This window comes from Emticicia sp. 17c, assembly GCF_037153985.1.
In the GTDB taxonomy this organism is placed as follows: domain Bacteria; phylum Bacteroidota; class Bacteroidia; order Cytophagales; family Spirosomataceae; genus Emticicia.
Genome location: NZ_JBBAYI010000004.1, coordinates 372,984 through 398,647, shown reverse-complemented (window position 1 = coordinate 398,647; position 25,664 = coordinate 372,984). Strand labels below are relative to the sequence as shown.

General features: G+C 40.1%; 23 protein-coding genes. 10 read left to right on the top strand and 13 right to left on the bottom strand.

Translation table 11 applies throughout. The annotated features are described in order from the left end of the window. Positions 1-693: 693 nt before the first annotated feature. From WAA15_RS11445 to WAA15_RS11435, 3 genes are all read right to left on the bottom strand, one after another. On the bottom strand, positions 694-1,920 hold the full coding sequence (locus WAA15_RS11445; protein WP_337042881.1) for a dipeptidase: 1,227 nt from the start codon (positions 1,918-1,920) through the stop codon (positions 694-696). Between the two features lie 27 nt (positions 1,921-1,947). Further along, entirely contained in the window at positions 1,948-3,054 is a 1,107-nt protein-coding gene (locus WAA15_RS11440; protein WP_337042880.1) for a glycosyltransferase, read from the bottom strand. Between the two features lie 72 nt (positions 3,055-3,126). After that, positions 3,127-4,128, bottom strand: a complete 1,002-nt coding sequence (locus tag WAA15_RS11435; RefSeq protein ID WP_337042879.1) for a lysylphosphatidylglycerol synthase domain-containing protein — start codon at positions 4,126-4,128, stop codon at positions 3,127-3,129. A 3-nt stretch (positions 4,129-4,131) separates the two neighbouring features. Here WAA15_RS11435 and ruvC point away from each other — a divergent pair, with 3 nt between their 5' ends. Next, entirely contained in the window at positions 4,132-4,692 is a 561-nt protein-coding gene (gene ruvC, locus WAA15_RS11430) for a crossover junction endodeoxyribonuclease RuvC (protein ID WP_337042878.1), read from the top strand. A 49-nt stretch (positions 4,693-4,741) separates the two neighbouring features. Here ruvC and hisB read toward each other — a convergent pair whose 3' ends face one another. Continuing rightward, the gene (gene hisB, locus WAA15_RS11425) at positions 4,742-5,857 is read right to left on the bottom strand and encodes a bifunctional histidinol-phosphatase/imidazoleglycerol-phosphate dehydratase HisB (protein WP_337042877.1); all 1,116 of its coding nucleotides are present in this window, start codon (positions 5,855-5,857) and stop codon (positions 4,742-4,744) included. A gap of 75 nt (positions 5,858-5,932) precedes the next feature. Further along, a complete protein-coding gene (locus tag WAA15_RS11420; protein ID WP_337042876.1) occupies positions 5,933-6,895 on the bottom strand; it encodes an ABC transporter ATP-binding protein in 963 nt (320 codons plus the stop codon). A 133-nt stretch (positions 6,896-7,028) separates the two neighbouring features. On the opposite strand from WAA15_RS11420, the gene WAA15_RS11415 reads away from it, so the two are divergent. Then, positions 7,029-7,736: an NUDIX hydrolase gene (locus WAA15_RS11415; protein ID WP_337042875.1), complete on the top strand. Its 708-nt coding sequence runs from the start codon at positions 7,029-7,031 to the stop codon at positions 7,734-7,736. Positions 7,737-8,049: 313 nt separating this feature from the next. Here the strand turns inward: WAA15_RS11415 and WAA15_RS11410 are convergent, their stop codons facing one another. The 3 genes from WAA15_RS11410 to hpf all read right to left on the bottom strand — a co-directional run bounded on the left by WAA15_RS11410 (position 8,050) and on the right by hpf (position 10,597). Beyond that, positions 8,050-8,535 carry a hypothetical protein gene (locus WAA15_RS11410; RefSeq protein WP_337042874.1) on the bottom strand — a complete coding sequence of 162 codons (486 nt, stop codon included), beginning with the start codon at positions 8,533-8,535 and terminating at the stop codon, positions 8,050-8,052. A gap of 106 nt (positions 8,536-8,641) precedes the next feature. Beyond that, positions 8,642-10,045: an AAA family ATPase gene (locus WAA15_RS11405; protein ID WP_337042873.1), complete on the bottom strand. Its 1,404-nt coding sequence runs from the start codon at positions 10,043-10,045 to the stop codon at positions 8,642-8,644. A gap of 192 nt (positions 10,046-10,237) precedes the next feature. Continuing rightward, positions 10,238-10,597 (bottom strand): ribosome hibernation-promoting factor, HPF/YfiA family, encoded by a 360-nt coding sequence (gene hpf, locus WAA15_RS11400; protein ID WP_337042872.1) that lies wholly within the window; start codon positions 10,595-10,597, stop codon positions 10,238-10,240. A 710-nt stretch (positions 10,598-11,307) separates the two neighbouring features. Between hpf and WAA15_RS11395 the strand changes: the two genes are divergently transcribed. Further along, positions 11,308-13,764, top strand: coding sequence for a TonB-dependent receptor plug domain-containing protein (locus WAA15_RS11395; RefSeq protein WP_337042871.1), 2,457 nt, complete (start codon positions 11,308-11,310; stop codon positions 13,762-13,764). Between the two features lie 142 nt (positions 13,765-13,906). Beyond that, positions 13,907-14,341, top strand: a complete 435-nt coding sequence (locus WAA15_RS11390; protein WP_337042870.1) for an RrF2 family transcriptional regulator — start codon at positions 13,907-13,909, stop codon at positions 14,339-14,341. 85 nt (positions 14,342-14,426) lie between these two features. On the opposite strand, the gene WAA15_RS11385 is transcribed toward WAA15_RS11390, so the two are convergent. The 3 genes from WAA15_RS11385 to WAA15_RS11375 all read right to left on the bottom strand — a co-directional run bounded on the left by WAA15_RS11385 (position 14,427) and on the right by WAA15_RS11375 (position 17,381). Next, complete coding sequence (locus WAA15_RS11385; protein ID WP_337042869.1) at positions 14,427-14,780, bottom strand: hypothetical protein; 354 nt, start codon at positions 14,778-14,780, stop codon at positions 14,427-14,429. A gap of 154 nt (positions 14,781-14,934) precedes the next feature. Continuing rightward, a complete protein-coding gene (locus WAA15_RS11380) occupies positions 14,935-15,816 on the bottom strand; it encodes a M23 family metallopeptidase (protein ID WP_337042868.1) in 882 nt (293 codons plus the stop codon). 272 nt (positions 15,817-16,088) lie between these two features. Then, positions 16,089-17,381: a Gfo/Idh/MocA family protein gene (locus tag WAA15_RS11375; protein ID WP_337042867.1), complete on the bottom strand. Its 1,293-nt coding sequence runs from the start codon at positions 17,379-17,381 to the stop codon at positions 16,089-16,091. 89 nt (positions 17,382-17,470) lie between these two features. Between WAA15_RS11375 and WAA15_RS11370 the strand changes: the two genes are divergently transcribed. From WAA15_RS11370 to WAA15_RS11355, 4 genes are all read left to right on the top strand, one after another. Next, on the top strand, positions 17,471-18,778 hold the full coding sequence (locus WAA15_RS11370; protein WP_337042866.1) for an NCS2 family permease: 1,308 nt from the start codon (positions 17,471-17,473) through the stop codon (positions 18,776-18,778). 12 nt (positions 18,779-18,790) lie between these two features. Next, complete coding sequence (locus WAA15_RS11365; protein ID WP_337042865.1) at positions 18,791-19,597, top strand: 5'-methylthioadenosine/adenosylhomocysteine nucleosidase; 807 nt, start codon at positions 18,791-18,793, stop codon at positions 19,595-19,597. 15 nt (positions 19,598-19,612) lie between these two features. Then, complete coding sequence (locus WAA15_RS11360) at positions 19,613-20,758, top strand: MalY/PatB family protein (protein WP_337042864.1); 1,146 nt, start codon at positions 19,613-19,615, stop codon at positions 20,756-20,758. Between the two features lie 119 nt (positions 20,759-20,877). Then, positions 20,878-21,441 carry a hypothetical protein gene (locus WAA15_RS11355; protein WP_337042863.1) on the top strand — a complete coding sequence of 188 codons (564 nt, stop codon included), beginning with the start codon at positions 20,878-20,880 and terminating at the stop codon, positions 21,439-21,441. 101 nt (positions 21,442-21,542) lie between these two features. Here the strand turns inward: WAA15_RS11355 and WAA15_RS11350 are convergent, their stop codons facing one another. Beyond that, positions 21,543-23,567, bottom strand: coding sequence for an OmpA family protein (locus WAA15_RS11350; RefSeq protein ID WP_337042862.1), 2,025 nt, complete (start codon positions 23,565-23,567; stop codon positions 21,543-21,545). A 173-nt stretch (positions 23,568-23,740) separates the two neighbouring features. Between WAA15_RS11350 and WAA15_RS11345 the strand changes: the two genes are divergently transcribed. Together WAA15_RS11345 and WAA15_RS11340 are read left to right on the top strand one after the other, a co-directional pair. After that, on the top strand, positions 23,741-24,550 hold the full coding sequence (locus WAA15_RS11345) for an MOSC domain-containing protein (RefSeq protein ID WP_337042861.1): 810 nt from the start codon (positions 23,741-23,743) through the stop codon (positions 24,548-24,550). 29 nt (positions 24,551-24,579) lie between these two features. Next, entirely contained in the window at positions 24,580-25,407 is an 828-nt protein-coding gene (locus WAA15_RS11340; protein WP_337042860.1) for a hypothetical protein, read from the top strand. Here WAA15_RS11340 and WAA15_RS11335 read toward each other — a convergent pair. Beyond that, positions 25,394-25,636, bottom strand: coding sequence for a hypothetical protein (locus WAA15_RS11335; protein WP_337042859.1), 243 nt, complete (start codon positions 25,634-25,636; stop codon positions 25,394-25,396). The two genes, WAA15_RS11340 and WAA15_RS11335, sit on opposite strands and share 14 nt — an antisense overlap. Between the last annotated feature and the right edge of the window lie 28 nt (positions 25,637-25,664).

Genomic DNA, 25,664 nt, shown 5'->3' with positions numbered 1-25,664 from the left:
TTATAAATGATATAACTCAGATTGTTGCAAATTTTTCTGTCTTTTTTTATAATTTTCACTATTCATAGTGACACTATTATGGCTTTATATCCAAAATAATTTTATACAAATACTACTTTCTTATTTTTTGAAATGGAAATTGTCTTTAATAAAAAAAACTAACTGAAGCCATGTGAAGTAAAATATACTGGTGTTATGTTGTATTTTCAGATTTGAAATAACCTTCATTGTTACGCTACAATTTTTCTTTAAAATATGCTAATCCCAAAGGGGTAAAAATTAATAATTTACTTTTTTGTGCGGATTCTTTCAGAATGAATCTAGTTATTTTTATGATGAAGTGACTTGAGTAATGTAAAGCTTTTTAATAGCCATGAACCAGCGGTTAACTTATAGTTTGATTGTGACAACAACTGTTTTTCGGGTTAGTTTGTAATATTGTATCAATCAGATACAATATTAAACAGTTTGGGTAATGCTTCCAAATTTTTCTACGTTTTTTTATATATTAACCCAACAGGCGTTTGTTTTATTATATTTAATATCAATAATATTATACTTTGCAAATATAAAGGTTTTACTTCGTAAAAGCCAAGTGTGGGCTTTTTTTTGCACAAAAAAATATAATATTGTACTACTTTAGGCTAAAATTGTACAATTCATATAGGTTCTGTCTTGTGTTTGCTGAAATGCTTATGGCTTGGTATTCAGTTCTTTTGCCACTTTTTCGGCGGCGGCCAGTACGCGCATGGTGTTTTCGCCCCAGATTTTACGTATATCCTTTTCCGAATATCCGCGTCGTAGTAACTCTATGGTAACGTTCTTAATTTTACTTACATCTTCACAGCCAACCACATCGCTTCCGCCGTCCATGTCCATACCTATGCCTACGTGGTCAATGCCGGCTATTTTAACTACGTGGTCTATGTGGTCAACAACGGTTTTGACAGAAGGGGCCTCCCCTGGAAATTTATATTTTAACTGGCGTAGTTCTGCATTGATTTTCTTTTTATCCTCAGGTGTTGCGTCTGCTTTCATGGCTTGCATCCGAAGTGTTTTGATCGAAATTGCTACTTCTTCGGAAGGTTTTTTGAGGAAGTCGGCAACAAAGTTAATCTGAATAACCCCGCCTTTTGAAGCCATGAGTTTTATCATGTCGTCGGTCATATTACGTTTTACATCACTTAAAGCCCGACACGATGAATGCGACGCAAAAACCGGAGCTTTACTCAGGCGCATTACATCATAAAAAGCCGAGTCTGAAATATGCGATACATCAACTACAATACCGAGCCTGTTCATTTCGGCAATACATTGCTCGCCTAGTTTGCTTACGCCTCCGTGTTCGCTACCCTGTGGGTCGCCCGATGAGTCGCTCAAATCATTATTAAATGAATGTGCCAGCGTAATGTAACGCAAGCCCAAGTCATAATATAATTTAAGGTTCGATAAATCATGACCTACCGGCCAGCCGTTTTCCATTCCTATAAATACACCTAGCTTACCTTTTTTATGGGCGACAAATCCTTCTTTGGCAGTTGTAACCAGTTCGGCGGTTTCAGGATATTTTTTTACGGCATCGTGTATGGCCTGAAATATCTTTAGTGCTTTTTGTTTGGCTTCGGCATCTCCCTCAGGAGTTCTTTTTCCTTGCGCCATGTATACGGCAAAAAACATGGCATCCATTCCGCCTTCTTTCATACGCGGGAAATCAATCTGCGTACCGTCTTCATTATAATTATGTTTAACGCCCACATCGAAACTCTCCATTTCGAGCATATTAATTGGCACATCGGCGTGTGTATCTACTGTGTAGGCGCGGGCATGAATTTTATCGGCTTTTTTTAATAAACGTTGCTCTTTTTTGCTTTGAGCCAAAACTAATACAGGTAAGCAGAGGAGTAGGAATAATTGTTTCATGAGATACAGTCTGGTGATGCTGGTAGTTTATTGAAGTTTTCGTCCTTTCCAGATATACTCATTTTTGCCCTGAGCTATGAAGCCAAAAAATGTAACGTAACAAGGATAGATGAGTTGAACCAAAGGAATGAGCCAAATTAACCTTTTTTTATTCAAAAAGCTAAGAACAAGGCTTAAAAAAAGTAATTCGGCCGAAAGTTTCAGGAGCAGAATCAAACATAGCTGTACTTTATTCATTTCATAAAAAAAATACAGCAATGGTGCCAGAATTACGGCAAAATTGGCCAAGAAAATAAACACGGCCAATGCCGTGGTAGTGTAACTACTATAATGTTTCCATTTACTGGCCCAGCGTTTGCGCTGATAATAAAACGATTTTATTGAAGTGTGGGCTTGGGTTTCAACAATTGCTGAGCAATTTTTCAGAAACCGAATTTTATCAGGATATAGGCCTGCAATCTTGTGCATCAGGAATTCGTCATCGCCGGAGGCAAGGTTTTCATTACCAGCAAACCCTCCTACCTCTTCAAATACTGTTTTCAGGTAGGCCAGATTAGCCCCGTTACACATATTGGGTTTCTTGGCAAGCATGGCACAGGCTCCTGTGCCTATCAGGCTACTGAATTCAATGGTCTGGATGTTTATCCAGAGGCGTTGTATCCAAGTGGGGGTTTCATTGGTAAATGTTACAGGTGAGCTAATCAGAAAAGCACCTGTGGTAGCCTGAAAGTCAGCTATGGTCATTAGCCAGCGTTCATTCACTCGGCAATCGCCGTCGGTAGTTACTATTAACTCTCCGTTCGCTAATTGGATTGATGACTGAATGGCCCGTTTTTTGGGTGATGTATTGTTTTCTTTAGGCGGCAGGCTATTTATCAATAATTGCAAAGAGGTAAGTTTCTGAAATTGTTGAAGCAGGGTAATGGTATTATCGGTTGAGTCATCGTCGGCCACTATCACTTCAAATTTATCCTTCGGATATTGCTGTTTTTCCAAATCCTTCAACAGACTGATGATGTTGCTGGCTTCATTCCGTACAGGAATAATAACTGAAATTCTGAGTAAGTTATCCTGATTGGCTTGTAAACGGTAAGGTTTATTACTTAACCAGATGCTTATCAGCGCGATATTCATCACGCAGTAAAATCCAACAATCAATATGAGAGTAATAACAAGCACTTATATCTTTCTATTTATAAGGTTTACTTATTTGGCCGAAACCTCGGCTTTTCTGGCAGAAAACCTCAAAGTTAAAATAAACAGGCTTCCGATTAATATAGGAACGAGTACATTCAGAAACCAGATTACAAAAGTAGCTATTGTAATAACTGAAAGTTGTATGCCAAAATAACCGAAGTAATAAACCGAGGTGATAGCCCGAAGGCTTAAATCGCCTAAAAAATTGAACGCCGCACCTACCGTCTTTGTCAGGAAAATGATACTTATCCCTGCCAATAGCACTACCAATGGCAGGTTTATCTGAAACCATTGCAAAACAAGCAGAAATTGAATACTGAATATAAGGTATCTGCCTGTGGCTATCAGAAATACATCTCTGATTTCGGGCAGGGAATATTCTTTTATTATAATCAGATATTGTTTTATGAATTGTATGAACGAATAACTGGTATTAAAAAAACTAATAGCCTGAAGTTTAAAAGCCAACAATACTCCGGTTATTAAAAGACCAGCCAGCAATGCTGCTATTATAATATGTAATACTAATGGAATGGGCTGCGCTATACCTATAAAATATATATAACCCATAGTGCCAAACAAAAGAGATACATAAAGCTGCATACTGTTGCCTAAAAAGATGGCTCCTATGCCTGCCGTGCGCTGCTTTGTTTTCAACATGAGTATTTTTCCGGCGTAGTCACCTATCATTAGAGGGGTGAAAGTAGCCAGAGCTAAACCCGCCAGTACACCCTGATAGGCTTCGCCAAAAGTGATTGGTTCAACTCTTGCGGCAAGGCGTTGCCATTTCCATGCTTCAAACGCCCAGTTGGCGGGCATTAATAACAACACGATTGGCACGTTTATATGAAAAGGCAGGTGTTTAATATAAGCTAGTGCGCTTGCCAGATTTTCGCCTTTTTCATTCAGCAAAAGATACACCGAAAACAATACACCCACAAACAGGATATTTTTTAGAATCCATAACCATGTATTAGGTATAAAGTCAAAGATTTTTGAGTTAATTTGCATATTATGAATAAAGAGAAAATCATTTTAGGGATTGACCCGGGTACGAGAATTATGGGGTACGGCATTATTGCTGTACAGGGAAATGCTATTACTTTAATTCAATATGGTGTTTTAAAACTTGACAAATATACAACACACGAACTGAAGTTAAAGAAGATTTACGAAAGAATGACACAACTGATTGAAGAGTTTTTGCCCGATGAAATGGCTATTGAAGCACCTTTTTATGGGGTTAACGTGCAGTCGATGCTGAAATTGGGTAGAGCGCAGGGAGTAGCCATTGCAGCAGCTTTAAATCGGGATGTGCCTATTATAGAGTATCTGCCCAAAAAAGTAAAGCAGTCGGTTACAGGAAACGGAAACGCCAGTAAAGAACAAGTAGCTTATATGCTTGAACACACATTAAAAATGAAACTTGATACCGAGTTTTATGATGCTACCGATGCCGTCGGGGTAGCGGTTTGCCATTATATGCACGGTAAAACAAAAGCCTTGACCGGCAATGGCTCGAAGAAGAAAGGGTGGTCGGCCTTTGTAAGTGAAAATCCTGACAGGTTAAAATAACTGCTATCAGGCTTTGGCATAAGTAAAACCAAAGCCTGATAGCAACAAATTATAAGACTCCTTTTGTACTTGGAAGGCTGTCGAGTTCTTTGAGGTCACGTTTAACTGCCATTTTTATTGACTTGGCAAACGCCTTAAAAATAGCCTCAATTTTATGGTGTTCGTTTTGGCCTTCGCACTTTATATTGAGGTTACATTTAGAAGTATCCGAAAATGATTTAAAGAAATGGTAAAACATTTCTGTGGGCATCTCTCCCACTTTCTCACGCTTAAACTCGGCATCCCATACCAGCCACGGGCGACCCGAGAAATCGATGGCTACCTGCGCCAGTGCGTCGTCCATAGGTAACAGGAACCCGTAACGCGAAATACCTTTTTTATCGCCCAGTGCTTTCAGATAGGCTTCTCCTAAAGCCAGCGCGGTATCTTCGATGGTATGGTGTTCATCAATATGTAAATCTCCGGCTACATGAATACTCAGGTCAGCCCCTGAATGCTTGGCCAGTTGGTCGAGCATGTGGTCATAAAACCCGATTCCTGTATGAATATCTGACTTCCCTTTTCCATCCAGATTGAGTTCAATTTTTATCTGGGTTTCTTTGGTATTACGTTCAATAGTAGCAATTCTCGGCGGCAATTTCAGAAACTCATAAATACTGTCCCAATCTGTTGTTACCAATGCCGTAGCATTTTCCTGTTCAGGGGTAAGTGCGGGTGTTTCGCCTATAAATATGGCCTTAGCCCCCAAGTTTACCGCCAGTTGAATATCAGTTATTCTGTCGCCAATTACATAAGAATTAGTTAAATCGTAATCTCCATTGATATATTCGGTCAGCAAACCTGTGGCAGGTTTGCGCGTAGGCAGGTTTTCATGCGGAAAACTACGGTCTATATGAATGGCCTCAAAACGAACATTTTCGTTTTCAAGTGCCTGAAGCATTTTATTATGTGCTGGCCAGAAAGTATCTTCCGGAAAAGATTCTGTTCCTAAACCGTCCTGATTCGTTACCATTACGAGTTTGTAATCTGTTTCTTCAGCAATTTTCCGAAGGTTAGAAAGGGTTTTAGGAAGAAAGAATAATTTTTCAAGAGAATCTATTTGAAAATCTGTTTTAGGCTCATCAATAATAGTACCGTCGCGGTCAATAAAAAGAATTTTCTGCATTGCTTTTAAGATAGAGTAGTTTTTTAGACAAAGTTAGAGAGGTTTTTTGAAAAGTATAGCTTCCTGATTGAGAAACTATACTTTGGGCCTGATGGCGATTCCGATTTCTTCATTTATTGGTAAGGGTTCAAAGCTGAACATCTTTAGCTCATACCCTTCTGTTTTTAATAGTACTTCGTAGTAGTTTCCTAAAAACTTGATGCCCATTACCTTAGCTCTGATGGTAGAAGTAGCAGCAACCGCAATTTGTTCGGGGCGTAAAAATGTGCCTGTTGTATTCGGCAGACCGATTTTTTGCTGTAAATCCTGTGCAATTACATTCACTTCGCCGGTAATTTCTGCCACATACTGGTTTATTGGTGCCTGATATATTTGCTGAGGGGTGGCAAGTTGCAGAATTTTGCCTTTACGCATAACGGCCAGCCTGTCGGCCATGCCGTAGGCATCGCTTACATCGTGCGTTACAAAAATGCAACTTACTTCTTCGGCTTTAATAAGGCGCAGAATCTCAATTTTTAACCTGCGTTTATTTACGGCATCTAAGTGGCTGAATGGCTCGTCGAGCAGTAATAATTTAGGTTGTTCGGCAATGGCTTTGGCAATTACGGCACGTTGCTGCTCGCCACCTGATACTTCACGGGGTAAATGAGACTGTACTTTTTCAAGGCCACTCAGTTTCAGTAATTTATCTACACGTTTATTGCGGTAGTTTTCTTCATAATAACGTAATTCATAGGCAATGTTTTCTCTTAGAGAAATATTCGGAAAAAGGCCGTAATCCTGCCTTACCAGCTTAATATCAGGATGCCCCGCAATGAGTTTTTCTGATGGTGGACTAATTCTTTTATCTTCCAGAAGTAAAGTGCCGGAATCTGGCTCGTGCAAGGCCCCTATTAAATGCAGTAAGGTGGTTTTACCAGACCCGCTTTCGCCCAGAATTGCCAGAATTTCTCCTTTCTCTAATGTAAACGTAATATGGCTAATGGCTTTTTTATCCTCGAAAGACTTAGATAAATTCTGTATTTTGAGCAATGACATTCGTTTTTTATGACAAAACTAGGACTTTTTTATAGAAAATATTCTTTTTTGTTGTGCAAGGGCATACACTTTCCTAATATTGTTATTAAATTATTTTATTAAAGCAGGCAACCCTACAAGCTCAATCGCTGAGATGTTAGAACTTTACAAACAACAAACTAAGTGTCTGGTGGCACTTGATTCGATTATTTTCGGATTTGATGGAGAAGAATTAAAATTATTGCTGGTAAAACGTGGTGTTCAGACAGACAAAGACACGTGGTCGTTGATGGGTGGATGGCTCAAGCCTTCTGAAAGTCTGGACGAAGCCGCCAACAGGATTTTATTTGAACTAACAAACCTTACAGACGTATTTCTTGAGCAGTTATGGGCCTTTGGTGACCCTAATCGTGACCCCGTTGAACGAACAGTAGCAGTTGCTTATTATGCTTTGGTAAACGTAAAAGATTACGAAACAAAGATTTCAGATACATATCATGCCAAGTGGTTTTCGATGCACGACCTACCCGATTTGCTCTTCGACCACGCCAATATGATAAAAATGGCCATTGAACGCCTGCGCTACAAAGCGGCATTCCACCCTATCGGGTTTGAGTTAATGCCCGAAACCTTTACTATTCCGCAAATTCAGAAACTATATGAAGCAATTTATGGCAGCAATTTCGACAAACGGAATTTCAGCCGGAAAATACTTTCCACGGGTTTACTTATCAAGTTGAAAGAAAAACAGAAAGGTTTTTCAAAGAAAGGTGCATTTCTGTATAAGCTAGATACAGAAAAATACCATACACATACAGACTCTTTTCTGAATTTTGTTCCTAACCCCGATGGTATGCTTTAGTTTTATCTGATATTTAGCAATATTCTTATTTTATCCTAGGTTGGTTTAAAATTCTGTATGATTTTGCCCAATATTGGCCCGAAATACAGTCGGGCTGGTTTGGTCTTTATGATGTATCAGGCATATCTGCGACGAAGCTATACCTGTAAAGCATCTCGTTTGGTTTTCTGCCTACGTTGCAGCATTTATAACAACACTAAAACTTTATTACAACACCTATATAAAAAATTACTGAGCAGTTGGTAATAAAAAAGAGGCTGATATTGCTACCAACCTCTTACCAAATTTCATTATTAAAGGCTTAATAGCCCGTTTAACTAGCAGCCGCGGCACTTCTTCTTTGATACAGAAAGTTCACGAAAATGCCCAATAACACCAGTAACCCCATTTTTTCGTTGTCGTTCACTTCGGCATTGATAGAGCCTTCATTGGCAAAAAACTTTTTGGTTTGCTGGAAATTCATTACTTCGCGGTTAGTGTCATCAATGCGCCATTGTGTACCCCAGAAATTTTTTGGTTCCATCACAAACTTTTCTCCATTTATCAGCGTAATTTCAGCTTTTTTCTTCCAATTCGAAATTACAACCTCGCCAATTAGTTGTTCGTTATCTTTTCTGTAAATATCATAGCCCGAACTCCAGAAACCTTTCTTCTTGAATGAGTATATTTTGTGTTTAAACTCTCCGGTTACTTCTGTTTTGAAGTTGTTGAACTGTACGTGTCCGACTTCTGCTTCCTTCTCTAATATTTCAATTTTATTAGTGAATATTCTTTTAAAATAGTTGAACGTATTCCTCATGGTATTCTCGTTTAATCATACAAAAATACATTTTTAGCAACACCTTGCTTCAACATTTTTAGTAATGGATACTGGCACGGATAATAGGCTTATTTCAAGGATACGCCTAGTCTTCCATTACAGGAATGTCGGCTTCTTTTATGAGACTTATATCGGCTTTGTCAGGCCCTTCCTTAACCAGTCTATTGGCTTGTTTTTCGTAAGTTTTTTCAAATATATTTCGTGCAAGCCGCCCATTTCCAAACGAAGAATCTCGGTCTTCGTATAGCTTTTTGAAGAGCTTGTATACCTTTTTTCGGGCCGCTTCGTCTACCTTCAACTGCACTTTTTGCGCCTGCAAAAGGAATATCTCCAGAATTTCTTCAGGCGTATAATCTTTAAACCCTATGTATTTGTTAAATCGTGAATGCAAGCCGGGGTTTGAGTTAATAAACTCATTCATTTTCTCTTCATAGCCAGCCACAATTACCACAAAGTCGTTGCGGTGGTCTTCCATATATTTCACAATGGTATTAACAGCCTCCGGGCCATAGGTGTCGTCTGTATTCAGGGCATAGGCTTCATCAATAAATAAAATGCCGCCCGATGATTTCTGACAAACCTCCATAGTTTTTAGCGAAGTTTGCCCAGTATAACCAGCTACAAGCCCGCTTCGGTCGGTTTCGTACAAATGCCCTTTGCTTAGTAGCCCCAGTGCCTTAAATATCTTTGCCAGTAGGCGGGCAATAGTTGTTTTTCCGGTGCCCGGATTCCCATGAAAAACCATGTGCAAAGAACGTTCAGGCACTTTAATCCCCTGCTCTTTTCTGATTTTTTCAATCTTCAGTACATTTACCAGACTACTTACCTCATCTTTTACGTTTTGTAGCCCTATCAAAGCATTTAATTCTGCCAATAGCTCGTCGAGGGTTTGCTCTGGCTGTGCAGGTATTGGCGCGGTACTATTTGTTTGTGCAGGTTTTTCCGGCTGATTTACTTTTACGTCAGGGCTTATCATTTTGGTTAGCCCATCTAGTCCTTTGAGAATTACATGAAACGGATTACTGGTATATTCTTCTTGCCGCTGCCCTGACGGTTCTTCTTGGAGTTGTTCCTGTTGTGAGTAAATATCTTTTTCGCGGTAAATCTGAGGCTCTTTTCCGTCTAACCTGTCTTTAACTACTTTATAAAATGCCGCTATGTATTCTTCTATGGTATTATCAACTCTTACTTTTCTTTCTGCTGTTCCGAAAACCACCGAATCGGGTGTGGGGCAACGTACTGATACTGTCTGGTCGTACGGAAACTCTATCACTTCAACATCGCCGTACTGGTCGCTGTCAACAAGCAAAATACGTTGAGTTGTAGCCAATAGTAACACATGGCGGGTGTTCCAGTAGCCATGCACTGAGGCATCGATATATTCATTTTCCTTGATAATAGCAGGTAAGGCTTTTAGTTCGTTACGCAGCATTAGCAGGGCAAAAGGGTTCAGGTCAATTTGTCGTTTAATTTGTCCGTAAGTTGGCATTTCAATGATTTAATTTTAGTTAAATTAAATCTATATTTCGCTACAATGCAAAACAATAAATGATGAGTTGCCAGAAAGAGGGCTATACTCGGATTTTTTTTGGATGGAAATCGAGTTGATGAACCAGTTTAGCACATAAAAAAAGCGGCAACCTGATAAGAGACTGCCGCTTTTTTGAGTAGAAGAATCTGATTAATATTCATCTTCCACGAGTTCTTCTGTTGTAGCTAATTCTGGTTTTTTGTGTTCAACAATATTTTTCTTGTCTTTAAATTTCTTAAGTTTGGTTTTTAACGCCTCAAGTACTATATCCGTGGCCTCTTCAAAGGTATCTCCTTTCTCCTCAACAAAGATTATCTGACCAGGGACATTCAGTTTAACTTCTATGTGCTTTTTATGAACTTTACTTTTTTCACCTTTTCCTAATTTCAAGAACACTTCACCGCTTGTTACTCTGTCGTAAAAGGTTTCTAATTTATTTAACTTGTTTTGAATGAAGCCGACTAATTTAGGGTCGACATCAAAATGGACTGCATGCACATGAATCTTCATAACTCCCTAATTTAAAGTTAAAAATAAATAAACTATTCAGATTCAAAAGTAAGTTTTGTAGCAGGTTTACCCCGATACCCGACTGTTGAATCTGACGTGTCAAAGAACTAATCTTTGAACTAACATAGTAAAAAAAATAATACCAGTCAAGAATAATTTAAAGAAAATTATCTGGCGGGCCAATTAGGCTCTGCTTGGCATTTATATATGCCATTACTGAGGGTGCTAAGTAATTCTTTTTCAATTACTTAGCATTTTTACTTACTCAAACAAACCGTCATAAAGTAGTAAATAACTTATTATCAGTCATTTATAAAAAATAAAGGAAAATACTGGCTCAACTTTTACTATTTCAGTATTATTTACGATTTATACCTTTTCCGAACAAATACTGATACAATTTTATATTTTTGTTCCAAACAAGACAGATACTTCATCAAATGTTGCCGTTTATGTCTTTTGCTGTGTTTAAGTGTGGCCTTTTTTGCCCAAAGTTTCTTCACAGCGCAAGTAAGGCAATACGAGTGAAGCATCTGCTCGTGGTGGTACTATTGCGATTACGATAGCTAACCATGATAACAACCAGCATCAAAAACATCATGAATTGAGCAGTTATGCACGGCATTGGAACTTACACCGTTATAATGAAAACGTAAGTAATAACACAACATAACAATCCATTTATTCACGCTATAACCTTATTTTAAATTATGAAAAAATTGCTGTCAATTTTTGCTGCTCTGACTATATTTCTGGCTTTTACTTTTGAAGACGATATTTCAAAACAGATTTATGAGCAATTCAATACCTATGCTAGTACTTACCCGCAAGAAAAAGCCTACCTGCATCTGGACAAACCTTATTATACTGCCGGAGAAACAATCTGGCTTAAAGCCTACCTTATTGAAGCCGCAACCAATACGCTTGACTCGGCCAGTGTGCCTCTTTACGTAGAACTGATAGATAATCAGTTAGGTAAAATTATTGATACGAAAATACTGAAACTGGAACAAGGCATGGCTCAAGGTGATTTTGAGCTTTCTGATAGCCTTCATGCCGGATATTATCGTTTAAGAGCTTACACTAACTGGATGCGTAACTTTGATGAAAGCCTTTTTTTTAGCAAAGACATTAAAGTGCATAAGTCGGGCGAAGCCATAGCTCCTGTGAAATACGATGCGCAGGAAATAGCCTTCCAGTTTTTTCCAGAAGGAGGCCAGATTATAGAAGGAATGGAAAACAAGGTTGCTTTTAAAGCTACCGATATGCAGGGTAATGGCGTTGATGTAAAAGGCATAATCATAAATAAAACAGGCGATACCCTACTACGCTTTGAAAGCGAGCATCTGGGTATGGGGGTATTTACTTTTAAGGCCGAACCCAATGAAACCTATACGGCTAAAGTCAAATATCGTCAGGTATTTGAAAAAGAAGTAGCTTTACCTAATATAGAAAAAGAAGGGTATATTATGGGTATAGAATCGGTTATGGACGATAAGTTTATCCGTGTATATGCAGGGCATAATTATACCAAACCTAAAGATAGTGGCTACATGGTTGTATTGGGGCAGTCGCAGGGGAAGGTTTGCTACCTAGCTAAGACACCCGTCAGCAACAAGGCTATGTTTGTGAAGATACCCAAAGAGAAGTTTCCGCAAGGAATTAGCCAGTTTACTGTTTTCGACGAAACCGGAAAACCTCGTTGCGAACGATTGATATTTATTAATAAAAATGACTTCCTGACAATTAATATTACACCAGATAAAGCATCGTACCTGCCTAAAGAGGAAGTAAAACTTAACATTGAAGCCAAAGACTCGGACGGCGACCCCATAGAAGGTAATTTTTCGGTTGTGGTTTCGGATGCCAAACAGGTATTGCAGCCCACTTACGACGATAATATTTTAAATTATTTGTTACTTAGCTCAGAAGTAAAAGGAGCGATTGAAAAACCTGACTATTATTTTGCTACACGAAGTCAGGAAATAAGCCGGCATCTGGACATTTTATTGATGACGCAAGGCTGGCGACGTTTCAGATGGGAAGATGTGCTAAAACCCGAATTACCACAGCCCAAATTTATGATTGAAAAGGGTCTTAGCTTGTCGGGCGAAATTACACGACCTAACGGAAAAATGTTTGAAAAACCCATAAGCCTTACTTTTGTCATGTTTATGGAAGATAAAACACGTAGGATTGGAATGGGCGAAGCAGCCATAGACGGAACTTTCTCGTTGAACGGTCTTGATTTTAACGGAAAAGCAAACCTGATGGTGCAGGCCGTTGCCGGAAAAGGAAACCGGAACACGAAAGTGTTTATTAATAAACTTCCGGCTCCTAAATTACAGGTAGTAACTATTCCGTTTAATCCGGTTACGTTCGATGAAAAAGATTTAGCCGATTACCTCCGACGCACCGAAGAAAACCTTGCTATCGAACGCATGATAAAAGCCCGTAAAGAGCAACTACTGCAAGAAGTAGTTGTGAAAGCTAAAAGAGAGGCCGCTATGCGTGATGGCCGCGTACTGTATTCGGATGCTTCAAATACCATTAAAATAACCCCACAAATGCAAAGTTATGGCAATGTGCTTGACCTGCTCAGAGGGCGTGTACCGGGTGTGCAGGTAATGGGCAATGCCATGGACCCCGTTGTGATTATCAGAGGGATTGGCTCATTGAGTGGCTCGTCAGAACCTACATTCCTGCTGGACGGCATGATAACAGACAAGTCTGTGATTTTATCAGTTCCGGTATCGGATGTTGATAAAATTGACATCCTGAAAGGAGCAAATGCAGCCATTTATGGGTCGAGGGGGGGCAATGGCGTTATTTCGGTATTAACCAAACGCGGAAACAGCGATTACGATTGGGGGAAAGACAAAGCTCCGGGCATAGAAATAGCCGAAATTAATGGTTATGCAGTACCAAAAGAATTTTATTCTCCCAATTATAAGGAAGCCAGTCTGGAAGATTTTCAGCCTATTAACCGGCCAGATTATCGCTCAACTATTCATTGGGCTCCTATGATACAAACCAATGCAGAGGGCAAAGCAAGCCTTACTTTTTTTAATTCCAATGCCGAAACAACCGTAAATGTATCGCTAGAAGGCTTGTCGGTAACGGGTGTGCCTACACAGGCGAAGGCTAGCTATTTTATAAAAAAATGATTAAATTAGCTGTTGATAAGGGTTTCGGTGGCTTTTAAAACTAATGGAACTATACATTTATTGCAAAACCAAGAAAAAATTTTACTTTTGTTTGATTCATGAGCAATTGAATGAAATAACAATCACTTCAGCATACTAATAAATGATTTCGAAAAAAGCAAAATATGCGCTTAAGGCTTTGAAACTGCTTTCTGAAAGATATGAATCAAAGCAACCTGTACTTATTGCTGAAATAGCCGAGAAAGAAAATATTCCGAAAAAGTTTCTGGAAGCTATCTTACTTGAACTACGCAATAACGGAATATTACATAGCCAGAAAGGAAAAGGAGGAGGGTATCAGCTAAGGCTGCCACCAGAGCAGGTTACCATTGCTAAAATTGTACGTATTGTAGACGGGCCAATTGCCCCGATGTTGTGTGTATCGTTACATTTTTATGGTAAATGTGATGATTGTGATGATGAAGTAACGTGTCGGATTCGCCCAATTATGGAGAAAGTCCGCGATGCAAATCTGGCCGTTTATGAACACACCACCTTAAAAGACCTTCTGGAAGAAACACCCCAGCTTACTCCATAATATAAAATTACAAAGGCTACTCAGGTTTATGGTCTGGATACGGTTATTCAAATCATAAACCTGATTTTTTTCCTATCTATACAATTTAATACGTTGCATTCAGAAAAGTTTTAATTGTTTTTCCCTCGCTCATGAAAGTCTCGTAACTAATGCCTAACTGCCCGATGGTTTTTCCTTCACAATTATAAATATAACAAGCCGGACAAGATACAGAAGGATTTGCAACCACCAGATAAGCCGTGTTTTTAAAGCTGTAAGAAGAAACCGTTAAAGGGCCACTCTTAGGCTTCTGGAAACTGGTTACTACGGCATTTAACCAAGGCAATTCTTCAATTGGGTTGTCCTGATAGCATTGGGCGGCTACTATATCTTTGGCATCATTATGGCAGGCCGTCAGAAAAGAACATATCAAAACAGACAGAAAAAATACTTTTTTCATACAGGTAGTTTTTAAAAATGGTTTTGATTCTTTATTGAGCGGGTAATGAGCTTGGGTAAGTTAGATACTTTTCAGGGTTTGCGCAACAAAAAGTTATTTTATGGCAGTTATTTTTGCCTGCCCGAATCAACATAATAAAGGCAGGCTTATAATTTTATGCTCTTGAGCGTTTCTTTTTCTTTTTATCTTCGGTGGGTGTGGTGTCACTTACGAGTGTGATTTTTTTAACCAACGGAGGAATTATCCTCTTAGGTGTAGTTTTTATCTCTTTCAGATTCAGACGAATAGCCAAAGGCTTTAAATCGGCTGCAATACGTGGGTCGAGCAGCGTAACGGCATTTTTAAGCCAGCCGTAAGTATTTACCGGATATGGGTTCCCTTCGTCATCGATGTGCAGATAAGTCAAATGCAGGTGCGTATCCGACCTTTTCATGTAAGCATTATAGCCTGTACGGCCGATAATAGATATTTTCTGACCAGCCTTTACCACATCGCCCGTTTTTACATATATTTCTTTCTGGTGGGCATAGTACCATAGCCCTCCGGTTACGGTATCATAAATCCAGATATAATTTCCGCCTCTGTATTCGCTACCGGGTTGCCAATCGTTTTCTGTACCTATTACCACGCCATCACTTACCGAAAGAATACTCACGTAGTCGCCGGTGCGGTCGTCTTTACAATCTTGGTCTTTATCTTTAATAAAAATATCATGTGCCGGATGGCTGCCTTTTGCATTCTGGTCGAATAAATCATATCCTTTTGCATGGTATCCACTACCCATTCTTCCGCCCACGGCTCTGTAATCGAAGCCCAACAAGGGGAAAAAAATACTTACTTGAGCAGAATCATAATTGACCGTAGGATGCGCCTGACGCAGAGTAGAAACAATTTCTTGGAAACGGCTTCTGGCTTCGGTTGGTGTGGTTTTATATTCGCGGATATCAACTAACAGAGGTTTATAAGCATTAATGGCGTTCTGATAGTCTTTAAAAGTAATGCCGGAGGTATCCTTCTGGAAAACCAGAAGGTTCAAACAAAAAGCAAAAATGTTAATCATACTTCTCAAAAATTCAATACCTGTATTTGTGGAGTTTTTGTTTTGTCTTACAAATTACGCCATTTTCCATGAATTATTGTAGAATATTTAACAAGTGGCCTTATTTGAGGCACTTTTGGCAGGTTTTATCAGATAAAATTTATTAAATGGCAAACAAGAATTTAGCCTGTAAAATACGATTGTGATAAAGATTTAGGGTATCCTCCTGCCTTTCAGCACAGCAAGAGGATACCTAGTTTACAGCCCCATCAGGCTTTTGGATAAACCCAGCCTTTTCTATACTGGCGGCTCAGGTATTTATTAGCAGCTGGGTCGTTTATAAAAATTTCTTTTTGCGCATCCCATTCTAGGCTTCTGCCAGCTTTCATGGCTGCCATACCTAGCAAGCTCATGTTGGTAGCTCTATGGCCTTTCAGAATATCAGCAAAAGGCAATTGCTTGCTTTTGATAGATTTCAGTAAATCGGCAAATACAAGGTCGATATTCTGTTGGTCGGGCAGATTCAACGTTGGGTCCTGATGAATAACTTCTTTTTTTGGGTCACGCGGGTAGAATGTCCAGCCGTTTATCCAGCCCATGTGGAAAGTCCCCTCTGTTCCATGAAAGTACACCCCTACATTTTCGCTTTTCGAGGTTGGGCGGCCATTCAGCGTGCTATGTTCCCATGTACAGGTAAAATCCTCGAAATCATAAACTACAATCTGGCTTTCAGGAGCGTTATTATTATCGGTCTTTATTTTGTCACTGGCAATTGAAAATACTTTTTTAGGCGCAATTTCTTCTGTCCACCACAATATCTGGTCAAACCAATGTGGCCCCCAGTCTCCTACCATTCCGTTGGCAAATTCCACGTGATTACGCCAGTTTCTTGGATGAATCGACCGATTATAAGGCACCAGAGGTGCAGGCCCGCACCACATATTCCAGTCCATTTCTGCCGGAGTGGGTTCGTCGGGTGTTATATTTCCTGAGCCAAATCCATACGTTACAAACGCACGTACTTCTTTTATTTTTCCTACCTTACCCGATTTCAGAAACTCCTGCCCGCTTACATTGTGCGGTGAATAGCGGCGATGAAACCCAGTAATACATATTTTTTGTGTATCTCGGGCTGTTTTTAAAATGGCTTTACCCTCGTTGATGGTATGACCGATGGGTTTCTCCAGATACACGTGCGCACCCGATTTCATGGCATCAATAGCAATTAAAGCATGCCAATGGTCGGGGGTGGCGTTAATTACTATCTCAGGTTTTTCTTTCTGCAATAATTCCTGATAGTTTTTATATAATCGGGGTTGGTCGTTACACAATTTTGCTATTTCGTCCTGACACTTCTTTAGCTGCCTGTCGTCTACGTCACAAATAGCTACAATCTGGCATTCGCCTGATTTAATGGCTTCTCTCACAATGTTGGTTCCCCACCAGCCTGAGCCAATTAAAGCAGTTTTATATTTAGCCTGTGACGCATAGGTAATAAACGGACGGGAGATTAACGCTCCAGTAGCTAGTGCAGAAGTACGAATAAAATCTTTACGATTCATGGTTCAATGATAAGTGTTTTTGAATAGATTTTCAGAAAATTAAGTTTTATCCATTTATCTTGCAAAACAATTCATAAAAGTTTAGCTCTATGCCACCGAAACCTCTACCAAAAACCGAAATTCTTGCAGGCATTTCAACCTTTCTGGCTACGATGTATATCATTGTGGTGAACCCTGCTATCCTGAGCCAGTCGGGTATGTCGTTTAATGGCGTGCTTACTGCCACAGTGCTGCTTTCTTTTTTTTGCAGCCTCATGATGGGTATTTATGCAAAAAACCCTATTGTAGTAGCTCCGGGTATGGGCATGAATGCCTTTTTTACGTTCACGGCCGTAAAAGGGATGGGTATTTCGTGGCAAGTGGCTTTAGGGGCGGTTTTCTGGGCGGGTGTATTGTTTCTTTTGTTATCGGTTTTTAATATCCGTTCACAAATTGTAAAGGCTATTCCCAAACCATTGCGCTATGCTATTTCGGCGGGTATCGGGTTGTTTATTACACTTATTGGTTTTGCCAATGCCAAGTTTATTGTAGCTAATCCGGCTACGATTGTGGGTGTTACCAACCTGCACGACCCCATCATTATTACCTTTCTGGTTGGGTTAGCCATTACCATGATTATGTTAGTGAAGCGCGTGCAAGGCGGAATTATCATTGGTATATTACTAACCACTTTGCTTGCCATTCCTGTTGGCCGATGGTGGGGCGATGCCTCGGCTGTTAATTTCGGACAGAAAACACTGGTAACATGGCAGGGAGTTTTTGCAGCCCCCGATTTTAGTTTACTATTCCAGTTAGACATCGTTAATTCTCTGAAAATAAGCCTCATACCTGTTATATTTGCTTTTGTTTTTACTGACTTGTTCGACAGCCTCTCTACTTTTGTAGGCGTAGCCGAAGCCGCCGATTTATATGACGCTGAAGGCGAACCGCGAAACATAAAACAATCTTTACTGACCGATGCCGTAGCCACTACCTTAGGTGGCTTGCTAGGCACTAGCCCGGGTACGGCATATATTGAATCGGCGGTAGGAATCAGTCAGGGCGGACGAACAGGGCTAACGGCTATTACTGCCGGAATCCTGTTTTTACCTTTTATGTTTTTATCGCCTTTGCTTAGCATTATTCCGGCCATTGCTACGGCCCCGGCCCTTATTGTTGTGGGCGTGCTTATGATAAAACCTATTGTAAAAATTAATTGGGACAAGCTAGATGACGCTATTCCGGCTTTTCTGGCTATGGTACTTATTCCTTTTACATATTCTATCACACAAGGTATTATCTGGGGCTTTCTGGCATGGACAGTTATTAAATTAGCCACCCGTCAACCGAAGGAAGTTTCGTGGATGCTTGTTATCATCGATATTTTTGCGCTTTGGGCTTTATATTTAGGTCATTAATACTTCTCAACAATGAAACAGAAATACATTTACCTATTATTCGTTCTAATTACTTGCTTTACACCTTACACTCTACTGGCGCAACGCATTGCTATTTTAGGGGCTATGCCTGAAGAAATACAGTTGTTGGAATCACAGATGACACATATAAAAACCAAAGAGATAATGGGGTTTCAGTTTAAAACCGGTATCCTGAATGGCAAAAAGGTGGTTCTTACCGAAACCGGTATTGGCAAAGTGAACGCAGCAGTAGTTACTACGCTTATTATCAAGGAGTTTCGTCCGCAATCAGTTATTTTTACGGGTATTGCCGGAGGTATCAGCGAAACACTGAAACAAGGCGATATTGTTATTGGAAACAGGCTTACTTATCATGATTATGGCAGGCTTACCAACGATGGCTTAAGCACCAACGCCACACGTAACCCTATAACAAAACAACAAAACCCGCTTTATTTTTCTTCTGACTCCGTGCTGGTTACACTTGCCCTTGCGGCCTCAAAAGAGGTTCATTTGCAAAAAATGTCGGCCGAAAGTTCACAGCCACACATTACCGTGGGAACTATTGTTACCGGAGATACCTTTGTAACATCAAGCACGGCCGTTATGAATTTCCAGAAAACCTTACAGGCCGATGCAACCGAAATGGAAGGGGCAGCTGTTGCTCAGGTATGCTGGCAATTGCACGTTCCGTTTCTGGTTATCAGAAGTATCAGCGACAAAGCCAATGAAAAAGCCTCGGTCGATTTCCAGACTTTCAAGAAAATAGCTTCTGATAATTCGGCCAGCCTTGTAAAAGAAATTCTGAAAAAAATATAACCTCCTGTAAAATTAATGATTTACGATTTTGATGAACTGATTGACCGCGCTAACACCAACAGTTTTAAGTGGGATAAATACGCTGGAAAAGACATTATTCCTTTATGGGTAGCCGATATGGATTTTAAATCGGCAACGCCTATTCTGGAAGCCTTAGAGAATGTAACCAAACAAGGTGTTATGGGCTATTGGCATGTACCTGACGAACTTGTTGAAGTAACGGTAAAGCGTCTGGCAGAACACCATCATTGGGATGTACCTAAAGAATGGATTGTATGGCTACCCGGAATGGTCCCCGGGCTTACGCTTACTTGTATGTGTGTAGGACAGGACGACGATGAAGTTATTACAACCGTGCCTATTTATGGCCCTTTTATGAAAGCCCCCCTAGCTGCCAGAAAAAAACTGGTGAAAGTGCCTTTACAACTGGAGGATAATCGCTGGACTTTCGATTTTGAAGCAATTAAAGCCGCTATTACGCCACGTACGCGCGTGTTTATGTTATGTAACCCTTATAATCCGGGGGGAACGGTATTTACAAGAGAAGAATTACAGACACTGGCCGATATATGTCTGGCTAATAATATTGTGATTTGTGCCGACGAAATACACTGTGATTTAATTCTGGATATTACCAAACAGCATATTTCAATAGCTACTTTAAGCCCCGAAATTGCCCGCCAGACAGTAACGCTTCTTTCACCAAGCAAGACTTTTAATATTGCCGGATTAGGCTGCTCGTTTGCTGTTATTCCTGACGACGAACTACGGGCAAAATATGCTGCCATGCGCTATATTCTTGAACCCATGATTTCGGCGTATGCCTTTGAAGCCGCTTTGGCGGCGTATCGTGACGGAGAAGAATGGAGGCAACAGCTACTAGCCTACTTACGAAAAAACCATGCGTATATTCTGCAAGAAATGAATACTTTTAAGGGTTTTAAGATGCTACCTCTGGACGCAACGTATCTGGCATGGATTGATGTTCGGGAGGCTGGCATTGAAAATATTGCGCAGAAACTGGAAGAAGCAGGTGTAGGGATTTCGGAAGGAGCGTTCTTTTTTGATGGAGCAGGTTTTATCAGGCTTAATTTTGGCACCCAAACCAGCCTGCTGCAAGAGGCCATAAGCAGAATGAAAAAAGTACTTGAATTGAAATAACTTATTTATCTGGGAGTAATCGGCAAGTTTATTGGTCAAAAGGCAATACTAATAATTAAACCAAATGTGTGGGCGTTATAAAGTAAATAAAATCAATAGCTCAAAACCACACTTTTCTTATGCACGAAATAGAACCTTTTTATAACTGGCAAAGATATTATCAGGCAGAAGACGACGAAAAATCTCCTTTTTACGGCCGCTCGTATGGCATAGAGTATCAGGATACCATCTATGGCTATTATATTGACCCTAACTGGGACTACATCGGTTCGGAGACTTTATACTGTAAAATACTGATGGTTGATTATATCTTGCGTTATGCTGTTATTGAGCTTTTTGGTGAATGGAATGATACTTTGCATAACGATATTATGTTCCTGAAAAGAACTGTTATCGACAAACTTAACAAACAAGGAATTAACCAGTACATACTGATAGGTGAAAATATTTTTCAGTTTCATGGCGGCGAAGAAGACTACTACGAAGAATGGTTTGAAGATATAGAGGATGGCTGGATAGCAGCCGTCAATTTCAGAGATTTCATTCTGGAAGAATTCAGGCGTTATCATCTTGACTCCTACATTAACTTTGGTGGTACGCTGCAACTTGATAACTGGCGAACCCTGAAACCAAATGTATTTTATGAGTTAATAAAAGGGCTTATTATGAGACGTTTAAATTAAGCCTATTTGTATTATTTGCCATTTATTATGCAAAACTTCGGGGCTTATTATGTGAGTATTTTACATAATAAGCCCCGAAGTTATTTATTCAGACACTTTTGTTATTCTGCACCTTCTATGCCTACAATTTTAAATTCAGTACGGCGGTTTGTCTGATGTTCTTCTTCTGTTTTGGCATTTTTTATCAGCAATTCGCTTTCGCCGTAACCTTTTGCAGTAATACGTTCTCTGTCAATACCTTTCGACACAATATAGTTTACGGCCGATTCGGCACGTTTTTGTGACAAACGCAAGTTGTAAATCTCGCTCGACCGTGAGTCAGTATGAGAACCCAATTCAATTTTAATTGTAGGGTTATCGTTCAGTAACTGCACCAGTTTATCTAGTTCAATAGCGGCATCCGGTCTGATGTCCCATTTATCCAAATCATAGTAAATATTCTCAACCCTGAATGTTTTATCAATCATAATCTGGTCGAGGGTCAGAGAGGTGTAAAAGGTAGTGTCAGTAACAGGCTTGTTCAGGAGTGCCTGCGGAATAGCCCTACCAAACATAGAGAAATCTTCACGCTTAGCCAGATAATCTTTTTTACTACCCACAATCACATAGTCGCCATCTTCCTGCACAGCAATAGGGCCAAACTTCCCATCTTTGCGTGTAGTTATTTCAGCTACGGGTGTATCTTGCCCCGTAGAAATTATTTTTACACTTACAGAATCAAGCGGGATATTCTCGTTATTGGCATTTTTGGTATAGATAGTACCCGCCAGAAAATAACGTACTGTTTTAATATCAAGCGGCTTGTTCGAGGTTTCAGGCGTATTAATCGGAATCAAAGGTGTTTTGCTAGGGTCATTTTCTGCCAGTTCGGTTTTTTGTGGTGCTTCATAGTAATAAATGTCGTCATCGCCACTACCCCCTGCCCTGTTCGATGAGAAAAAAATATCTCCTTTTTTACTCATTACCAACCCGAAGTCATCCATATTTGAATTGTAAGGCGCACCCATGTTTTCTACTGTAATTTTCCCACCTGACCGAATCGCCACAAATAAATCCAACTTGCCAAGCCCTGGGTGGCCATCAGAGGCAAAGTAAAGTTTTCCGTCTTCCGATACATACGGAAACATCTCATCGCCTGCGGTGTTTATTTCTTTACCCAGATTAACCGGATTCCCGAAACGCCCCGAGGCATCCATGTTTACTCTGTAAAGATCTATTCCTCCCAGCCCTCCCGGCCGATTTGAAGCAAAATAAATGGTTTTGCCATCACGCGAGAACGCAGGGCAACCATCCCAACTAGCAGAGTCCGAAGCACTCACATAGCGGGGTTCTGTCCAGCCGGTTCCGTCTACATAACGCGAGATATACAAATCCATATCTGGCGACAAATCTTTTCTTTTACCAGTGTTTCCTCTGGCATAAATCATGGTTTTACCGTCAGGCGAGAAAGTGGGCGTTCCTTCGTTACGTTCTTCATCAAAAATAGCCTCACTGAATTTCTCGGCTTTTCCTATTTCTGCCATGCTTCGGGCAAACTTTACTTTGTAAATTCCGACAAAAGGCAAGCCATTGGCATACATTTTACTTTTGCGGGAAGCCGTAAAAACAAGCTCGTCACCGTGTACCACAGGCGAAAACTCAGCCCCCGCCGTATTAAGTTGAGAGAAGTTTTTAAACGCAATATCGGTTTGTTTTTTCTTCAGGTCATCAATCAGTTTCAGGGTATTTACTTCACGATACGCCTTTTCGTTGTATGCCTTGATAGTACTTTTAGAATCAATAAACTGTTGTAGCTCTTTCAGTGCGAGGTCATACTTTTCGGCAGCTTTCAGGGCAAAAGCATAATGAAAATGTGCCTCAGGTATAGCCAGTTTAGCTTCAAAGGCTTTTTCGTAGTACGGAACAGCCTCGACCCAACGATTCGATAAACGAAAAGACTCCGCAATTTTGTAGTACAGATTAGCTTTTTCACTTTCGGCAATATTGGTTACCTTTGCTAAATCTTTGATAGCTAAATCATATTGGCCTTTATCGAAACTTGCTAGCCCGCGTTTATATAATTGCAATTGTGCAAAAACACCATGCGACAAGAGTAAAAAAGTAAAGATATAAAATGTTCTTTTCATGGGTTAAATGTAGGGCCTCTCTCACGCCCACGATTTTTATATGTTGTAGCTATTGCAAACAGAACAGAGATTTTAATCAATGCCTTAGAAAATTTCTCCAATTTATATGTTTGACCTAATAACTCAAACGATTTTCAAGTAGAAATGTTGTATCAGAAAAAATATAAGTAAAGATGGCCATTATTATTTCCGAAATAAATATTTACCCTATAAAATCTTTAGGTGGTATTTCGCTTACAGAAGCGCAGGTGGAAGACCGCGGCTTACAATATGACAGGCGTTGGGTACTTGCTGATAATGAGGATGTTTTTATGACCCAACGCGAACATGAACAAATGGCCCTGATTGATGTGGCTATTGAAGCCGATGGCCTGAAAGTAAGCCACAGAAAGAAAGAAATCCGACCGCTGAAAGTTCCGTTTTTGCCTCAAACTAGCGATACCCATACCATACGAATCTGGGATGATACTGTGAGTGCCGTCAGGGTAAACGACGAAGCCGATGCGTGGTTTACCGAGGTTTTAGGGAAAGAAACACGCTTGTTTTATCAGCCGGATGATTCGGTCAGGCCAACCGACCCCAGATATGCCATTACAGGCGAAGAACATACGAGCTTTGCAGATGCTTACCCGATTCTGATTATCGGACAGGCAAGTCTGGATGCCTTAAATGAGCGTCTGGACGAAAAAATCACAATGAAGCGTTTTCGTCCTAATCTGGTTTTTACGGGTGGGCAAGCACATGACGAAGACCAGTTCGGTCATTTTCGGGTAGGTAATACCAAACTTGCCGGCGTAAAACTTTGTGCGCGTTGTGTATTAACCACCATTAACCCCGAAACAGCCGAAAAAGGGAAAGAACCGCTGAAAACGCTGGCTCAATACCGCAAAAATGGCAATAAAATTCTTTTTGGGCAGAATATACTGGTATTAGAGAAAGGCAAAATTAAATTAGGCGACGAAATAGTGCTGCTACCTGCTTAAGGCATCGGCGCTCAATTATTGCTATGCTTATGAAAACATCTGTTATCAATGTTCTTCGTATATGCCATTACCTCAGCCTTGATGTTGTGATAGGGGCTGTGGCCAGTAGCTGGATGTTCTGGCAAATGCCCGACGGCCAAAGCTCGCCTAACTCGGCCACCTTGTTGATATTGGGCATCAGTACATGGATAGTTTATGTTTTTGATAGACTGCTAGACAACCTCAAAGCTACCCCAAACGATGTGCGGCATGAATTTTATTTCAGGCATCAATACTACCTTCAGGTACTGCTTATTATATTGTTTTTTATTGCTTTGGCTTTAATTCTGTTTCTGCCGTATCCGGTGCGTTGGTTTGGTGCATTTTTCTCGGTTTTGCTTATAGGATATTTCTGGCTTTTACACAAAAAACCAGCCGATTCGGCTTATCATTATTACAAAGAGATTCTCACGGCTGTATTGTACGCCCTACCTGTTTTTGGAAGTGCTTTTGCTATGAAACAGCATTTAGGCTTAGGGGCTTATATAGCTGCCCTAAATTTTGTAGGGCTTGTTCACCAGAGTATACTGGTTTTCTCGGTTTATGAGTCAAACGAGAATCCGAATGCAAAAAATCTTGCCCGAAAAATCGGCAGTACCAACAGCAGAATATGGGTGGTTTGTATAATGCTCTGGATGGGCATTTCTTATTTACTGGCAGATACCCCCTATCTAAAACAGGTATTTTTCGTTGAGTGGCTCATGGCGCTGGCCTCTATGCTTATTGTGTTTCTACCTGCTTATCTTTCGGTTAATCAACGCTATCGCTGGCTAGGCGAAATGGTGTTCTGGTTGCCGCTCTGCCTTATTTTTTTTTAAGGCGTTGCTCTATTTTTTTAGGTTTTTCAGCTTTTTTGGCTTCTTCCTCTTGCTTTTCTTTAATTTTTCTAAGTCCACGACGATACGTGTAGTAAAGGAAACCTGCCACCGAAAACATCAGAAAAAAGTAGCTGTCTTTCAACGCAACTTTTTTATAAAGGGCTTGGTCGACAAACATAATCAGGAAAGCCAGACTGGCAAAAAGTATAACTGCTTCAATAAGTTTCATGAGAAATAACTAGTTAAATTTCGTAACT

What these genes read in the sequence shown, in the direction of transcription:
- WAA15_RS11445 (WP_337042881.1), bottom strand. Translation starts at nt 1,920, where the DNA reads ATGAAACAATTATTCCTACTCCTCTGCTTACCTGTATTAGTTTTGGCT.
- WAA15_RS11440 (WP_337042880.1), bottom strand. Translation starts at nt 3,054, where the DNA reads ATGAATATCGCGCTGATAAGCATCTGGTTAAGTAATAAACCTTACCGT.
- WAA15_RS11435 (WP_337042879.1), bottom strand. Translation starts at nt 4,128, where the DNA reads ATGCAAATTAACTCAAAAATCTTTGACTTTATACCTAATACATGGTTA.
- ruvC (WP_337042878.1), top strand. Translation starts at nt 4,132, where the DNA reads ATGAATAAAGAGAAAATCATTTTAGGGATTGACCCGGGTACGAGAATT.
- hisB (WP_337042877.1), bottom strand. Translation starts at nt 5,857, where the DNA reads ATGCAGAAAATTCTTTTTATTGACCGCGACGGTACTATTATTGATGAG.
- WAA15_RS11420 (WP_337042876.1), bottom strand. Translation starts at nt 6,895, where the DNA reads ATGTCATTGCTCAAAATACAGAATTTATCTAAGTCTTTCGAGGATAAA.
- WAA15_RS11415 (WP_337042875.1), top strand. Translation starts at nt 7,029, where the DNA reads ATGTTAGAACTTTACAAACAACAAACTAAGTGTCTGGTGGCACTTGAT.
- WAA15_RS11410 (WP_337042874.1), bottom strand. Translation starts at nt 8,535, where the DNA reads ATGAGGAATACGTTCAACTATTTTAAAAGAATATTCACTAATAAAATT.
- WAA15_RS11405 (WP_337042873.1), bottom strand. Translation starts at nt 10,045, where the DNA reads ATGCCAACTTACGGACAAATTAAACGACAAATTGACCTGAACCCTTTT.
- hpf (WP_337042872.1), bottom strand. Translation starts at nt 10,597, where the DNA reads ATGAAGATTCATGTGCATGCAGTCCATTTTGATGTCGACCCTAAATTA.
- WAA15_RS11395 (WP_337042871.1), top strand. Translation starts at nt 11,308, where the DNA reads ATGAAAAAATTGCTGTCAATTTTTGCTGCTCTGACTATATTTCTGGCT.
- WAA15_RS11390 (WP_337042870.1), top strand. Translation starts at nt 13,907, where the DNA reads ATGATTTCGAAAAAAGCAAAATATGCGCTTAAGGCTTTGAAACTGCTT.
- WAA15_RS11385 (WP_337042869.1), bottom strand. Translation starts at nt 14,780, where the DNA reads ATGAAAAAAGTATTTTTTCTGTCTGTTTTGATATGTTCTTTTCTGACG.
- WAA15_RS11375 (WP_337042867.1), bottom strand. Translation starts at nt 17,381, where the DNA reads ATGAATCGTAAAGATTTTATTCGTACTTCTGCACTAGCTACTGGAGCG.
- WAA15_RS11370 (WP_337042866.1), top strand. Translation starts at nt 17,471, where the DNA reads ATGCCACCGAAACCTCTACCAAAAACCGAAATTCTTGCAGGCATTTCA.
- WAA15_RS11365 (WP_337042865.1), top strand. Translation starts at nt 18,791, where the DNA reads ATGAAACAGAAATACATTTACCTATTATTCGTTCTAATTACTTGCTTT.
- WAA15_RS11360 (WP_337042864.1), top strand. Translation starts at nt 19,613, where the DNA reads ATGATTTACGATTTTGATGAACTGATTGACCGCGCTAACACCAACAGT.
- WAA15_RS11355 (WP_337042863.1), top strand. Translation starts at nt 20,878, where the DNA reads ATGCACGAAATAGAACCTTTTTATAACTGGCAAAGATATTATCAGGCA.
- WAA15_RS11350 (WP_337042862.1), bottom strand. Translation starts at nt 23,567, where the DNA reads ATGAAAAGAACATTTTATATCTTTACTTTTTTACTCTTGTCGCATGGT.
- WAA15_RS11345 (WP_337042861.1), top strand. Translation starts at nt 23,741, where the DNA reads ATGGCCATTATTATTTCCGAAATAAATATTTACCCTATAAAATCTTTA.
- WAA15_RS11340 (WP_337042860.1), top strand. Translation starts at nt 24,580, where the DNA reads ATGAAAACATCTGTTATCAATGTTCTTCGTATATGCCATTACCTCAGC.
- WAA15_RS11335 (WP_337042859.1), bottom strand. Translation starts at nt 25,636, where the DNA reads ATGAAACTTATTGAAGCAGTTATACTTTTTGCCAGTCTGGCTTTCCTG.